Source organism: Vitiosangium sp. GDMCC 1.1324 (genome assembly GCF_003044305.1).
Taxonomy (GTDB): domain Bacteria; phylum Myxococcota; class Myxococcia; order Myxococcales; family Myxococcaceae; genus Archangium.
The window spans coordinates 100,254-115,462 of record NZ_PZOX01000029.1; the positions used below are offsets into that span (position 1 = coordinate 100,254).

12 protein-coding genes are annotated in these 15,209 nt (G+C 68.0%); all 12 read left to right on the forward strand.

Features of this window, described 5'->3' with window-relative positions:
- Positions 1–16 precede the first annotated feature (16 nt).
- Positions 17–1,480: a serine hydrolase gene (locus DAT35_RS50420; protein WP_108076642.1), complete on the forward strand. Its 1,464-nt coding sequence runs from the start codon at positions 17–19 to the stop codon at positions 1,478–1,480.
- 204 nt (positions 1,481–1,684) lie between these two features.
- The gene (locus DAT35_RS62015) at positions 1,685–1,819 is read left to right on the forward strand and encodes a hypothetical protein (RefSeq protein ID WP_255415256.1); all 135 of its coding nucleotides are present in this window, start codon (positions 1,685–1,687) and stop codon (positions 1,817–1,819) included.
- A 108-nt stretch (positions 1,820–1,927) separates the two neighbouring features.
- Positions 1,928–3,754 carry a biosynthetic-type acetolactate synthase large subunit gene (gene ilvB / locus DAT35_RS50425; RefSeq protein ID WP_108076643.1) on the forward strand — a complete coding sequence of 609 codons (1,827 nt, stop codon included), beginning with the start codon at positions 1,928–1,930 and terminating at the stop codon, positions 3,752–3,754.
- A 12-nt stretch (positions 3,755–3,766) separates the two neighbouring features.
- Complete coding sequence (ilvN, locus tag DAT35_RS50430) at positions 3,767–4,306, forward strand: acetolactate synthase small subunit (RefSeq protein WP_108076644.1); 540 nt, start codon at positions 3,767–3,769, stop codon at positions 4,304–4,306.
- 87 nt (positions 4,307–4,393) lie between these two features.
- Complete coding sequence (locus DAT35_RS50435) at positions 4,394–5,314, forward strand: branched-chain amino acid transaminase (protein WP_108076645.1); 921 nt, start codon at positions 4,394–4,396, stop codon at positions 5,312–5,314.
- A gap of 31 nt (positions 5,315–5,345) precedes the next feature.
- Entirely contained in the window at positions 5,346–6,926 is a 1,581-nt protein-coding gene (locus tag DAT35_RS50440) for a 2-isopropylmalate synthase (RefSeq protein ID WP_108076646.1), read from the forward strand.
- 1 nt (position 6,927) lies between these two features.
- Positions 6,928–8,358, forward strand: coding sequence for a 3-isopropylmalate dehydratase large subunit (gene leuC / locus DAT35_RS50445; protein WP_108076647.1), 1,431 nt, complete (start codon positions 6,928–6,930; stop codon positions 8,356–8,358).
- Positions 8,359–8,363: 5 nt separating this feature from the next.
- A complete protein-coding gene (gene leuD, locus DAT35_RS50450) occupies positions 8,364–8,939 on the forward strand; it encodes a 3-isopropylmalate dehydratase small subunit (RefSeq protein ID WP_108076648.1) in 576 nt (191 codons plus the stop codon).
- Positions 8,936–10,006: a 3-isopropylmalate dehydrogenase gene (gene leuB / locus DAT35_RS50455; RefSeq protein WP_108076649.1), complete on the forward strand. Its 1,071-nt coding sequence runs from the start codon at positions 8,936–8,938 to the stop codon at positions 10,004–10,006. The genes leuD and leuB overlap by 4 nt, the downstream gene beginning before the upstream one ends.
- Positions 10,007–10,043: 37 nt before the next feature.
- Positions 10,044–11,783: a dihydroxy-acid dehydratase gene (gene ilvD, locus DAT35_RS50460; RefSeq protein WP_108076650.1), complete on the forward strand. Its 1,740-nt coding sequence runs from the start codon at positions 10,044–10,046 to the stop codon at positions 11,781–11,783.
- A 29-nt stretch (positions 11,784–11,812) separates the two neighbouring features.
- Positions 11,813–12,838, forward strand: a complete 1,026-nt coding sequence (gene ilvC / locus DAT35_RS50465; RefSeq protein WP_108076651.1) for a ketol-acid reductoisomerase — start codon at positions 11,813–11,815, stop codon at positions 12,836–12,838.
- A gap of 586 nt (positions 12,839–13,424) precedes the next feature.
- Positions 13,425–15,191: an NBR1-Ig-like domain-containing protein gene (locus DAT35_RS50470; RefSeq protein ID WP_158502221.1), complete on the forward strand. Its 1,767-nt coding sequence runs from the start codon at positions 13,425–13,427 to the stop codon at positions 15,189–15,191.
- Positions 15,192–15,209 lie beyond the last annotated feature (18 nt).

Consider the following 15,209-nt stretch of genomic DNA (forward strand, 5'->3'; position numbering starts at 1 on the left):
GCACCGGGAGAATCGAATGAACTGGCTGAAGGCGTGCCTCGTGGGCGCGCTCATGATGTGGACGTGGGGCGTGCCCGCCGCCGAGGCGGCGACAAAGCAACAGGAGCTCGAGCGGCTCATCACGAAGTACCACGAGCTGCGCCAGTTCAACGGCACCGTGCTCGTGGCCGACGAGAAGGGCATCCTCCTCAAGAAGGGCTATGGCTCCGCGAACTTCGAGTGGCAGGTGCCCAATACGCCCGACACGAAGTTCCGCATCGGCTCCATCACCAAGCAGTTCACGGCGATGGTCATCATGCAGCTCGCCGCCGAGGGGAAGCTCAAGCTCGACGACAAGATCACGACGCACCTCCCGGACTACCGCAAGGACACGGGCGATCGGATCACCATCGCCCAGTTGCTGAATCACACGTCCGGTATCCCCAACTACACGACCCCCGCGTTCTTCAAGAACGACTCGCGCAATCCGGTCACGGTCGCGGACTTCATGAAGAAGTTCTGCAGCGGCGACCTCGAGTTCGAGCCGGGCAGCAAGTGGGCCTACAGCAACTCCGCCTACTTCGTGCTCGGCGCCATCATCGAGAAGCTCACCGGGCAGACCTACGCCCAGGCGCTGCAGCAGCGGATCTTCGACCCGCTGGGGATGAAGGGCACCGGCTACGACGTCTCCGAGACGCTGCTGCCCAAGCGCGCGAGCGGCTACGAGTCCAGGCCCGGCGGGTACGTCAACGCGTCCTACCTCGACATGACCATCCCCTACTCCGCCGGCTCGCTGTACTCGACGGTGGAGGACCTTTATCGCTGGGATCGCGCCCTGTACCTCGACACGCTGCTGCCCGCGCCGCTCAAGCAGCAGATGTTCACGCCAGGGCTGAACCAGTATGCCTTTGGGTGGGACATGCGGCCGCTCAAGCTGCACGACGACAAGACGGAGATCGCCGGGACCAGCCACAGCGGGGGCATCAACGGCTTCAGTACCCTGATCGTCCGCGCGCCCGAGCGGAAGGAAGTCGTCATCCTCCTCGACAACACCTCGCGCGGCGCACGGCTCAAGGAGATGGCGACAGGGGCGCTGAGCATCCTTCATGGCATCTCGCCCCGGCAGCCCCGGATGGGCATCGGAGAGGTCGTGCTGGAGACCCTCGAGAAATCGTCCGTCACGGAGGCAATCGCCAGGTACCGGACCCTCAAGGCCACCAAGTCCGGTGAGTACGACTTCACCGAGGGACAGCTCAACACGGCCGGCTACCAGTTGCTGCGAACCGGGCGCGTGGCGGACGCGATCGAGATCTTCAAATTGAACGTGGAGATGTTCCCCGGCGAGGCGAACGGCTACGACAGCCTGGGCGAGGCCTACCTGGCCAGCGGGAACAAGGAGCTGGCGATCACGAACTATCGCCGGTCCCTGGAGCTGAACCCCTCCAATACGAACGCGGTGGAGACCCTCAAGCGGATCGAGACGCCAGCCGCTCGGAACTGATCGTCCTCACGGTCCGTTGAGGTGAAAGGACTCAGCCTTTCGAGCGGTCAATCCGCCTGGAGAATTCCAGCCGCGTGCTGAAACTCTTGAAGAAATTCAAAGATTCTCTTCCGGCGATAGCTGTTACGGAAAGTTGACGTTTCCCCTGATTTGCCTTTGGGGACCGTTTTAGTGCATACTCGCGGCCCTCTGACTGAACGGACCATGACGAACAGCCTCTCCACCCTCGAGCTGACCCTCCGCCCGGCGACGAACCGTGGCGTGCGTTCGCTCGTGGTGGTGCTCGTACTCGTCCTGGTAGCGCTCCTCCTTGCCAAGGGGGCCGGGCCACCGTTCTGAGACTGGAAAGCATCCAGGCCTGAACGAGAGACCCCGCCCCCGAACATCGGAGGCGGGGTTTTTCGTTTTCTGGCGTCTCAATCCCACGCGGTTCGCAGTGGAGGCGCAATGACGAAAGCTGGCACGAGCCCCAAGATAGAGCAGGCGCCCACGGGGCACGGCGATTCCGCGGGCGGCTCCGCCCCGGAATACGCCCGGAGCACGACGAAACGCACCGGAGCCGAGATCGTCTGGGATGTCCTCGCCAGAGAGGGAGTCGAGGTCGTCTTCGGCTACCCGGGCGGGGCCATCATGCCCATCTACAATGCCTTGCATCAGCGACCCATCCGCCACGTCCTCGTTCGCCATGAGCAGGGAGCGGCACACATGGCGGATGGTTATGCGCGCGCCTCGGGGAAGGTGGGCGTGTGCATGGCCACGTCGGGTCCGGGAGCCACCAACCTGGTGACGGGCATTGCCACAGCGATGCTGGACTCCTCCCCCATCGTCTGTATCACCGGCCAGGTCCCCTCCTCGCTGTTGGGCAGCGACGCCTTCCAGGAGCTCGACATCACGGGCGTCACCCTCCCCATCACCAAACACAACTACCTGGTGACGCGAGCAGAGGACATCGCCCCCACCCTCCGGGAGGCCTTCTTCATCGCGCGCTCGGGCCGTCCCGGGCCTGTCCTGGTGGACATCACCAAGGATGCACAGCAGGCCACCGCCGCCATGGAGTCGCAGCCACGGGCCGTGCGGTTGCCCGGCTACCGCCCCGGGCACCACCCGACGCAGGAGGACCTGGAACGTGCCGCCGAGCTCATCGCCGCGGCCGAGCGGCCCCTCATCTTCGCCGGTCACGGTGTCCTCAAGGCCGAGGCCTCCTCTCTCCTGATGGAGCTGGTGGAGAAGACGGGCATTCCGGTGGCCAGCACGCTGCTCGGTCTGGGCGGATTCCCGGCGACCCATCCCCTCAGCCTCGGGATGATGGGCATGCACGGAGAGGCCTGGGTCAATAACGCCATCCAGGAGTCCGATCTCCTGATTGCCCTGGGCATGCGCTTCGACGACCGGGTGACCGGCAACCTGAAGACGTTCGCGCGCAAGGCGCGGAAGATTCACATCGAGATCGATCCCTCGGAGATCAACAAGAATGTCCAGGTGGACGTCGCGCTGGCGGGCGACGTGCGCCGGACGCTCACGGACCTGCTCCCGCGCATCAAGCAGCGCACCTGCACCCCGTGGGTGCAGCACATCAATGGCCTCAAGAGCAACTCGGCGGTGCGCGACATCCAATACATGCCGCACAACGGCAGGCTCCATGCGGCCCACGTCATCCATGACCTGTGGTGGCTGACCCAGGGCAAGGCCCTCATGGTCACCGATGTGGGGCAACATCAGATGTGGGAGGCGCAGTACTACCGGCATGACCGCCCGAGGCAGCTCATCACCTCCGGTGGCCTGGGCACCATGGGCTTCGCCCTCCCGGCGGCCATGGGCGCACGCCTCGCCCGGCCAGGAGATGAGGTCTGGGTGGTGGTGGGCGACGGTGGCTTCCAGATGTCGGCGGCCGAGCTGACGACCTGCGCCCAGGAAGGCGTCAAGCTCCACGTGGCTGTCATCAACAATGGCTATCTGGGCCTGGTGAGGCAGTTGCAGCAGTTCTTCTATGAGAACCGCTACACCGCCACCCCCCTGCGAAACCCGGACTTCGTGAAGCTCGCCGAAGCGCACGGGTTGACCGGCCTGCGCGTCACCCGGCGCGAGGACATCCCCGATGCGGTGGCCCAGGCCCGAGCCAGTCCGTGCACCGCCGTCATCGACTTCAGGGTGGAGCAGGAGGACAGCGTCTATCCCATGGTTCCGGCGGGCGCGAACCTCGACGAGATGATCCGCCGTCCCCAGGACGAAAGTGAAGCCGGTGCGACCTCGCCGTGGGTCAGCGGGGCTGTCTGAGGAGCCAATGCCATGAGCGCATCCCTTCAACGCACCTTCATCGTTCACGTCGAGGATCGCCCCGGCGTCCTCAACCGTGTCATCTCGCTCTTCCGCCGCCGCGCCTACAACATCGACTCGCTCACGGTGGCTCGCACCGAGCGCCCCGCAATCTCACGCATCACCCTGGTGGTGGTGGTGGATGACCGCGAGGCACGCCTGCTGGAAGCCAATCTCTACAAGCTCATCAACGTTCTCTACGTGGAGGACGTCACGCACCAGGCCCCGGCGGTTCGCGAGCTGGCCCTCATCAAGGTGCGGGCCAGCGAGGAGACCCGCCCCCAGGTCCTTCAGGTCTGCGACGTTTTCCGCGCGCGCGCCATCGACGTGACGCCCTCGTCGCTGGTGGTGGAGCTCACCGGCACGCCGGACAAGATCGACGGGCTCATCGATGTGCTGCGCCCCTCCGGAATCATCGAGCTGGTGCGCACAGGTGCCGTCGCGATGGCTCGGGGAGCCCAGTCCCCCCTCTCCGGCGTGCTGGATGCGCCGCCCCCGGAACAGGCCGCGTAGGCAAACCCTGACACGGGAACGCAGCAACACCCTCCGCCCCCAGGGCGTGAGGAAGAACCCTTCGTATTACCCAAAGAGGCAGCACGCATGGACTGTAAGCACATCTGGATGAACGGGAAGCTGATGGCGGCGGCTGAGGCACAGCTGAATTTCCTCACGCCCGCCACGCACTACGGCATGGCGGTGTTCGAGGGCATCCGCTGCTACCGGACGGCGAAGGGTCCCGCCATCTTCCGCCTCCGCGAGCACATCGAGCGGCTTCACAGGTCCGCGGCCATTCTCGGCTGGCGCGAGATGCCCTTCACCGTGGGGCAGCTCATCGAGGCCTGCCAGGAGACCGTCCGGGCCAATGGCCAGGAGGAGTGCTACATCCGCCCGCTCATCTACCTCGCCGGCGGAGGGTGGAACCTCAACATCGACAGCGGCCAGGCCCACGTGGGCATCGCCGTGTGGTCGTGGAATGCCTACCTCGGCGCGCAGGCCGCCGAGCGCGGTGTGCGGGCCAATGTCTCCTCGTACACCCGTCACCATCCCAACGTGGTGATGACCAAGTCGAAGGTCGCGGGGAACTATCCCAACTCGGTGCTCGCCAAGACGGAGTCGGTCCGTCTGGGGTTCGACGAGGCGATCATGCTGGACACGCAGGGCATGGTGGCCGAGTGCACCGGCGAGAACATCTTCATCGTCCGGGGCAACAAGGTGATGACGCCGCCCGAGGGGCAGATCCTCGAGGGCATCACCCGGGACACGGTGATGATCCTCGCCCGTGAGATGGGCCTGGAGGTCAGCGCCCAGCCCATCTCGCGCGACCAGCTCTACACGGCCGACGAGGTCTTCGTCACCGGAACGGCCGCCGAGGTCATCGGCCTGCGGGAGATCGACTTCCGCACCATCGGAAACGGCCGCACCGGCCCCATCACCCAGAAGATTCAACAGGCCTATCACGCGGCCGTCCGTGGCGAGCTGCCGCGCGCCGCGGAGTGGTTGACCTACGTACCCAGCAGGTAGCGATTCACAGGACAGGAGAAGAGGCGAGCGGATGAGCACGGAGAGCACGAAGGATCGGGTCATCATCTTCGACACCACCCTGCGCGACGGCGAGCAGTCGCCCGGCGCCAGCATGAACGTGGCGCAGAAGCTACAGGTGGCGCTCGCGCTTCGAGACCTCGGCGTGGACATCCTCGAGCTCGGATTTCCGGTCGCCTCCCAGGGAGACTTCGAGGCAGTCGCCACCGTGGCCAGCCGGGTCGAGGGCCCCACGCTGTGCGCCCTGGCCCGCGCGAACCGGGAGGACATCGACCGCACGTGGGAAGCCCTCCGCGCGGCCGAGCGCCGGCGCCTCCACGTCTTCCTCGCCACCAGTCCGCTCCACCGCGAGTACAAGCTGAAGATGAACCAGGAGGAGGTCCTCCGGCGCGCCGTGGAATCCGTGCGCTATGCGCGCGAGCGCTTCGAGGACGTTCAGTTCTCCGCCGAGGACGCGGTGCGCACCGAGCCCGAGTTCCTCGCCGAGGTGGTGGAGCGCGTCATCGAGGCAGGCGCCACCACGGTCAACATCCCGGACACGGTGGGCTACGCGATGCCGGCCCAGTACTCCTCGCTCATCGCGTACCTGCGGCGCCACGTGCGCGGCATCGAGCGCGTCGTGATGAGCGTCCACTGTCACAACGACCTCGGACTTGCGGTGGCCAACAGTCTGGCTGCGGTAGTGGAAGGCGCGCGGCAGGTGGAGTGCACCATCAATGGCATCGGTGAGCGGGCGGGCAACTGCGCCTTGGAGGAGGTGGTCATGGCCCTGCGCACGCGCCATGACTTCTTCGGCGTGCGGACCGGCATCCGCACCGAGCGCCTCTACCCCACCAGCCGGCTGCTCTCCAACGTGACGGGCCTGCAGGTCCAACGGAACAAGGCGGTGGTGGGACAGAACGCCTTCGCCCACGAGGCGGGCATCCATCAGCACGGTGTGCTGATGCACCGGGGTACCTACGAGATCATGCGTGCCGAGGACGTGGGTTTCACCGGCAACAGCCTGGTGCTGGGCAAGCACAGCGGCCGCCACGTGCTGCGCCAGCGGGCGAAGGAGCTCGGCTACCAGCTCGACGGCCCGCAGATCGACAAGCTGTTCGAGGAGTTCAAGCGGCTGGCGGACTCCAAGAAGGAGGTCTTCGACGCGGACCTGGAGGCTCTCATCCAGGGACACCTCGGCATCCGGGAGCTGTCGACCTGGAAGCTGGAGACCCTCAGCTGCGTCTCCGGAGTGGGGACCGTCCCCTCGGCCACCGTCTGCCTCGAGCATTCCGACGGGCGGAAGGTCCGCGATGCCGCGTGCGGCGATGGGCCCGTGGACGCCGTCTTCAAGGCCGTGGAACGCATCACCGGCCAGCAGGTCCGCCTGTGTCACTACCAGGTCACCAGTGTCACCGACGGCGAGGACGCCCAGGGACACGTCGACCTGGAGGTGGAATCAGGTACCCGCAGGTTCCGCGGCCGGGCCGTGAGCACCGACATCATCGTCGCGAGCGCCCGCGCCCTGCTCGACGCCCTCAACCGGGCGGCCAGCGCCACCAGCCACATCCCCATCTCCAGCCACGACGTCCCCTCCCTAGAAGTGAGCGCGTGACATGAGCCCTCCCATGCCTCGAAACCTGTTCCAGAAGATCTGGGAGTCCCACCTCGTCCGGCCGGAGACGGCGGAGACGCCCGCGGTCCTCTACGTGGATCTCCACCTCGTGCACGAGGTGACCTCGCCGCAAGCCTTCAGCCTGCTGCGCGAGCGGGGCCTGCGCGTGCGGCAACCCGAGCGGACCGTCGCCACCATGGACCACTCCACGCCGACCCTCCCGCGGGACGCGCAGGGGCGCTTCCCCATGGCGGACGCGGAGGCGGCGGCGCAGCTCTCGCAACTGGAGGCCAATTGCCACGAGTTCGGCGTGGAATTGCACGCGCTGGGCACCGAGCGCCAGGGCATCGTCCACGTCATCGGGCCCGAGCTCGGCCTCACCCTGCCCGGCTCCACCATCGTGTGCGGCGACAGCCACACCAGCACCCACGGGGCCTTCGGCGCGCTGGCCTTCGGCATCGGCACCAGCGAGGTGGGGCACGTGCTGGCCACCCAGTGCCTGCTGCAGCGCCAGCCGAAGACGATGGAGGTCCGCGTGGAGGGCCGCCTCCGCCCTGGCGTGAGCGCCAAGGACATCATCCTGGGCATCATCGCCAAGGTGGGTGTGGGCGGTGGAACGGGACACGTGCTCGAGTACACCGGAAGCGCCATCCGCGGCCTCTCCATGGAGGAGCGGATGACGGTGTGCAACATGTCCATCGAGGCTGGCGCGCGCGCGGGCCTCATCGCCCCGGACGACACGACGTTCGAGTACCTCGCCCGCCGCCCGCGCGCTCCCCAGGGAGAGGCGTGGAACCGGGCGGTGGCGCGCTGGCGCACGCTGCCGTCGGACCCAGGCGCCACCTACGACGCGACGGTGACGCTGGATGCCGACGCGCTCGAGCCGATGCTCACGTACGGGACCCATCCCGGCATGGGGATTCCGGTCACCGGCACCGTGCCCGCGCCCCACCAGTTGACGGATGCGAGCGCCCGCGACTCGCTGGAGCGTGCGCTGCGCTACATGGGACTGACGCCGGGGCAACGTCTGCTGGGCCAGCCCATCGACGTGGTGTTCATTGGCAGCTGCACCAATTCGCGGCTGTCGGACCTGCGCGCCGCGGCCCATGTCCTGCGCGGGCGCAAGGTGGCCTCCCGCGTGCGCACGCTCGTGGTGCCAGGCTCCCAGGAGATCAAGCGGGCGGCGGAGTCCGAGGGGCTGCACGACATCTTCCGCGAAGCCGGCGCGGAATGGCGGGAGCCCGGATGCTCGATGTGCATCGCCATGAACGGGGACCAGGCGAAGCCCGGTCAGTACGTGGTGAGCACCAGCAATCGCAACTTCGAGGGACGGCAGGGCAAGGGAAGCAGGACCTTCCTCGCCAGTCCCCTCACCGCCGCCGCCGCCGCCGTCACCGGCCAGGTCACCGATCCCCGCGAGCTCTTGAGGTGAGTCCCATGGAACCGTTCCGCACACTGCGCTCGCGCACCGTCGTCATGGCGCGGCAGAACATCGACACCGATCAGATCATCCCCGCCCGCTTCCTCAAGATCACCCACCGCGCGGGTCTGGGCCGCTGGCTCTTCGCGGACTGGCGTTACCAACCTGACGGCAGCCCCCACCCGGACTTCATCCTCGAGCAGCCAGAGGCCCAGGGCGCCCGGGTGCTGGTCGCGGGTGACAACTTCGGCTGCGGCTCCTCGCGCGAGCACGCCCCGTGGGCCCTCGTGGACTGGGGCTTCCGCGCCGTCATCAGCTCCTCCATCGCCGACATCTTCTCCAACAACGCGATCAAGAACGGTCTGCTGCCGATACGGGTGGACGCCGGGTTCCACCGCCGCCTGCTCGCCGAGCCGGGCTCGGAGGTGATCATCGATCTGGAGCACCGCACCGTGCGGCTCGCGGATGGAACGGAGGCCACGTTCCCGCTGGATCCTTTCGCCCGCTACTGCCTGATGAATGGGGTGGACGAGCTGGGGTTCCTGCTCGGCCAGGAAGAGGCCATTGCCCGTTTCGAGGAGGCCCGCTCATGAAAGCGCTTGTCGCGGTGCTTCCGGGAGACGGCATCGGGCCCGAGGTGGTGGAGCAGGGAACCCGCCTGCTGAAGGCGGTGGCCGAGCGCTTCGGCCACTCCTTCGAGCTGGTGGAGGCGCCCATGGGAGGGGCGGCCATCGACCTCACCGGCTCGCCGCTGCCTCCGGAAACGCTCGCCCTCTGCCAGCGGGCGGATGCGGTGCTGCTGGGTGCCGTGGGAGGGCCAAAGTGGGACCCGCCCGCGAAGGTGCGTCCGGAGCAGGGGCTGCTCGCGCTGCGCAAGGAGCTGGGCCTCTACGCCAACCTGCGGCCCGTGGCGCCCGTTCCCTCGCTCTACGACGCCTCCACGCTCAAGCCCGAGGTGCTGCGCGGCGTGGACCTGCTGGTGGTGCGTGAGCTCACCGGTGGAATCTACTTTGGCGAGAAGCGCCGCGAGGAGGACCGGGCCTTCGATGCCTGCGTCTACACGGTGGAGGAGGTGGTGCGGGTGGTTCGCGCCGCCGCCTCCCTGGCGCGGACCCGCCGCAAGAAGCTCACCTCGGTGGACAAGGCCAATGTGCTCGAGACCTCGCGGCTGTGGCGCGCGGTGACCGAGCGGGTCATCCGCGAGGAGTTCCCGGACATCGAGCTGAAGCACCTGCTGGTGGACGCCTGTGCCATGCACTTGATCAAACGTCCCGCCGACTTCGACGTCATCGTCACCGAGAACATGTTCGGCGACATCCTCACGGACGAGGCGGCCATGCTCTCGGGCTCCATCGGTATGCTGCCCTCGGCCTCGCTGGGAGCGAACCGGCGCGGGTTGTACGAGCCCATTCACGGCTCCGCCCCGGACATCGCCGGCCGCGGAGTGGCCAACCCCTACGGGACCCTGCTGAGCGTGGCCATGCTGCTGCGCCACTCGCTCGGGCTCGAGCAGGAGGCCCGTGAGGTGGAGGCCGCGGTGGCCTCCTCGCTCGATGCCGGTGCCCTCACCGCCGATCTCGCGCCCCCGGGCACCCGGCCCGTGGGAACCCAGGAGGCCGGCCGGGCCGTGATCGACCGGCTCGGCGGGCACCAGCCCTAGCGCCTCCCCTCTCCTTCACGGCTTTCCAGGAGCCCTCATGTCTCAAGACACACGCCGCAACAGCCGCGCCATCACCGAAGGTTACGAACGTGCGCCCGCACGCGCCATGCTGAAGGCCATTGGCTTCACCGACGAGGATCTCTCCAAGCCCCTCATCGGCGTGGCCAACACCTGGACCGAGACCATGCCCTGCAACTTCCACCTCCGCCGCCTGGCGGAGAAGGTGAAGGAGGGCATCCGGGCCGCGGGTGGAACCCCCATGGAGTTCAACACCATCTCCGTGAGTGATGGGGTCACCATGGGCACCGAGGGCATGCGGGCCTCGCTGGTGAGCCGCGAGGTGATCGCGGACTCCATCGAGCTGATGTGCCGCGGCCACATGTTCGACGCGGTGGTGACGCTGGTGGGCTGTGACAAGACCATCCCCGCCGCGGCCATGGCGGTGCTCCGGCTGAACCTCCCCTCGCTCGTCCTCTACGGCGGCTCCATCGCCCCCGGGTGCTACCAGGGCCGGGACGTCACCGTGCAGGACATGTTCGAGGCCGTGGGCGCCGTGACCGCCGGGAAGATGTCGCTCGAGGCGCTCAAGGAGATCGAGAACGTCGCCTGTCCGGGAGCGGGAGCCTGTGGCGGCCAGTACACCGCCAACACCATGGCGCTGGCCATCGAGATGCTCGGGCTCGCTCCGGTGGGGTACTCCACCATTCCCGCGGAGGATGCGCGCAAGGACGCGGCGAGCGTCGCCGCGGGCCGGCTCATCATGGACGTGCTCCAGCGCGATGCACGCCCCCGGGACATCGTGACGCGCACATCGTTCGACAATGCCATCGCGTCGGTGGCGGCCACCGGTGGCTCGACCAACGCCGTGCTGCACCTGCTCGCGCTGGCGGGGGAGATGGGCGTGCCGCTCGCGCTGAAGGACTTCGACGAGGTGAGCCGGCGCACGTCACTCCTCGCGGACCTCAAGCCGGGCGGCCGCTTCGCCGCGGTGGACATGGACCGCGCCGGGGGTGTTCCGCTGCTCGCCCAGCGATTGATCGCGGGCGGCTTCATCGACGGAAGTGCCCGAACCGTCGAGGGACGCACCTGGGCCGAGCACTCGGCCAGCGCCACCGAGCGGGCGGGACAGCGGGTCATCCGGCCCCTGAGCGAGCCCATCCGCTCCACGGGCGGGCTGGTCATCCTGCATGGCAACCTCGCCCCGGAAGGGTGCGTGGTGAAGATGTCGGGGCACGAGCGCAGCCATCACCGGGGGCCCGCGTGGGTCTTCGACCGCGAGGAGGATGCCTTCGCGGCGGTGAAGGAGCGCCGCATCCAGCCCGGTGCCGTAGTGGTCATCCGCTACGAGGGACCGCGCGGCGGCCCGGGCATGCGCGAGATGCTGGGAGTGACCGCGGCGCTCGTGGGTCAAGGGCTGGGCGACTCCGTGGCGCTCCTCACCGACGGGCGCTTCAGCGGCGCCACCCGCGGCCTCATGATCGGCCACGTGGCCCCCGAGGCAGCCGTGGGCGGCCCGATCGCGGCCGTTCGCACCGGTGACATCATCACCATCGACGTGGAGGCCCGGCAGTTATCGGTGGAGCTCTCCGCGGACCAGATCGCCGAGCGCCTCCGGGGATTCCAGCCGCCTCCGCCCCGCTACACCTCGGGTGTCTTCGCGAAGTACGCCGCGCTGGTGTCCTCGGCCTCCGAGGGCGCCATCACGCGGCCCCCTCAACCCCAGGCTTCACCCCAGGCTCCCTCCGCCGAGCGGCGGCAGGTGGCCGCAGTTCCCTAGTCCCACCCCACCCCCTCAGGACCGCACGAATGACCACCATCTATTACGACAAGGACGCCTCCCTCGAGCCCATTCACTCCCGCAAGGTCGCGATCATCGGCTACGGGAGCCAGGGACACGCTCACGCCCTCAACCTCAAGGACTCCGGCGTCGAGGTGCGGGTGGGGCTGCATCCCGCCAGCCGCTCGCGTGCCAAGGCGGAAGCGGCGGGCCTCAAGGTGTCGTCCGTCGCCGAGGCCGCCCAGTGGGCCGACCTCATCATGATCCTCGCTCCGGATCAGACCCAGAAGCAGATCTACGACGCGGACATCGCGCCCCACCTCACCCGGGGCAAGGCCTTGTTCTTCGCCCACGGCTTCAACATCCACTACGGGCAGATCCGCCCGCCCACGGACGTGGACGTGCTGCTCATCGCCCCGAAGTCACCCGGGCACCTGGTGCGCCGCCTCTACCAGGATGGCAAGGGAACTCCCGCGCTCATCGCCGTGCACCAGGACGCCACCGGCAAGGCCAAGACGCTCGGCATGTCCTATGCGCGAGCCCTCGGCACGACGCGCGCCGGCCTGCTGGAGACCACGTTCAAGGAGGAGACCGAGACCGATCTCTTCGGTGAGCAGGCGGTGCTCTGCGGAGGAGTCACCGCCCTCGTCCAGGCCGGCTTCGACACGCTGGTGGATGCGGGCTACCAGCCCGAGAGCGCCTACTTCGAGTGCCTGCATGAGCTCAAGCTCATCGTGGACCTCATGTACGAGGGCGGCATGGGCTGGATGCGCCACTCCATCAGCGACACCGCCGAGTACGGGGACTACACGCGCGGGCCGCGCCTCATCAACGAGTCGGTGCGCGAGGAGATGCGGAAGGTCCTCAAGGAGATCCAGACCGGCGTCTTCGCGCGCGAGTGGATCCTCGAGAACCAGGCCGGCCGCCCCGTGTTCGACAAGCTGCGCGAGCAGGGCCAGCAGCATCCCATCGAGAAGGTGGGCCGGAATCTTCGCGAGATGATGTCCTGGATTCGTGAATCGAAGAAGGACTCGAGCGATCCCACCGCGCGCTGACACACACGGCGTTGCACACCGGCATCATGGGCGCGGGCGCTCGGCTCGACGTTCGGGTCGCGCCCTTGCCTTGCGCCCTTGTGTGCTCGGAGCGCGCCGTGCGGCCGTCCTCGGGCTGGAGGATGCCCGCCGCCCGGAGCCCCTGCGTGGACGCGGCGAGGCCTTCGGTGCGGGCCCCGCCAGCGGCAGGAACGGCAGGCAGAAGAACAGGTACATGTCGCACAACATGGAGCTTTTTCCCCTTCCTCGGGTGCGCATGGGATGTGGCGCACGACCCGTTGAGCAATGGCGGTGCCACCGGCTCCAGGCTCCGCCCACATTTCCCTCCCGGGAGGGAGGGCCGGGCGCAAGGTGCCACGTCCCCCTGCCCGGAATGCGTGAAGAAGCATGAAGAAGAGGTTGCGAAAGCTCCTGTAAGGGGATTCCCGCCGGTCTTCCAACGGGGGTGCCGGATTTCCGGCGGGGATGGCCACCCGTCCCAGTGCCATGGGACACGGCCTGGACGTCGCCGCCTTGCCCGGTTGAGCAGGTCCACGGGTCCAACTCCACGTACGGCGCCTCCTCGCGCCGCATGAAAGGGAGTCCCATGGGTCACGAACGTTTCAATCGGGTGTGCCGGGTGGCGCTCGCCGCAGCCATGCTGAGCGCATGTGAGGGTGCCGGAGTCTCCGGCGCGGACGAGTCGCCTCAATCCGATCGCACCGGGATCGGAATGGTTCCCCCGCCTCCCTCCACCGAGCCGGCTCCGGCCCCTGTTCCCCTCGACGCCCTCCGCTCGCTGGCCGTGACGGAGAAGAACATCCTGGCCCGGTTCGGCGGGCGGCGGGTGTTCAGCAAGCTCGTCGCAGACAACGCCGGAGCGGGCTTCACCGCCGACCAACTCTTCCGCCAACTCTGGGACACGCAGAACCCCGCGCCCGGGCAGCCGGACCTGCCGGGCATGCCGCACTGCACCGACAACGGCAACACGCTCAACGACTTCCCCTACGTGTGCCGCCCGAGCGAGGGCGGACAGGCGCGCCCCACATCGGTCATCAACCTGGACAGCTATGCGGCGGTGGGTCTCTACAACCGCTTCGACCTGGCGCCCGTGGACGGCTCCGATTGCGGCCAGTACCGCATCGTCCTGGCCCGGCTGCCCTTCTCGCCCGCCAGCCGCAACTTCATCATCTTCGAGTCCGTCCTGCCCAACCCCCACCCCGAGCTGGGTCTCGAGGGCTGCCGCCCGGTGGTCAGATTCTGGAGCGGCCTGTCCGCCGATGCGGATCCAATGTCCCGCGCAGACAAGCTGGAGGCCTTCTACTTCTCGGGGCTGCCGGGCTTCGCGCCGGTGGTGAGCATGAACCACTTCGGCAACAACCCGAGGAGCCTGGGCCAGGTGCGCACCAACCAGTTCCTCCAGGGACCGCCCGGCGCTCCTCCGGTGCCGTGGATGATGCACGAGTTCAAGCTGGTGACCGACTGCACCGCCCAGCCCTCGTGCACGCTGAAGTTCGTCCCGGCGACCGTGAAGACCAACCCCTTTGGAGGGCTGTTCAACCCGGCGTCCACGGACCCTCGGGCCTCCGCGTTCCAGAGCTACTTCCTCACCCAGGTGGCGGGCCTGGCCGTCAACGACCTCAACCGCTTCAACTACGCGGTGCCGGACTCCTTCAACGCCGCCCAGGACGACTCCCGGACACCGGGCGGAGCGGACGACTATCTCGCCCAGTTCGGCCCGGGCCCCAGCGCGTTCCACCGGGCCATCGGAGATGAGCTCACCCGCCTGGGCAGCACGCTGACCCCGCACGACATCGTCGCCCGTGCCCAGGCCCTCTCCTGCGGAGGCTGCCACCAGCGCAACAGTGGCCGGCCGGTGGGCGGAGGCCTGACGTGGCCCGCCTCGGCGAACTTCGTCCACAGCACCGAGACCGATGATCCAGCGGACCCCGGCCGCTTCGCCATCTCCCCAGCGCTCCGGAACCAGTTCCTGCCCCTGCGCAAGACGGTGCTGGAGAGCTACCTCCAGTCGCCTCCGCTCGACGCGAGCTTCGTCCGCCAGTCCGTCCCCACCACGGTGCGCGCGGGCCAGACCTTCCAGGTGTCCCTCACGCTGAGCAACACCGGCACCACCGCCTGGTCCGAGCCCAATGCCATCCAGCTGCGCGCCGCGTCCGGCACGCCCGAGTGGGCCGTGGCGTCCGTCCCTCTGGCGCCCGGGGAGCTCGTCCACCGCGGGAGCGAGAGGACCTTCACCTTCGACGTCCAGGCCCCCTCCACGCCCGGTGTGCACGTCTTCCAGCGCGTCATGACAAGCTCGGGGGCGGGGTTCGGTCAGGCCACTCCGCCCGTGCAGATCAACATCACGCCGTAATCCGGCACCATGCGCCTC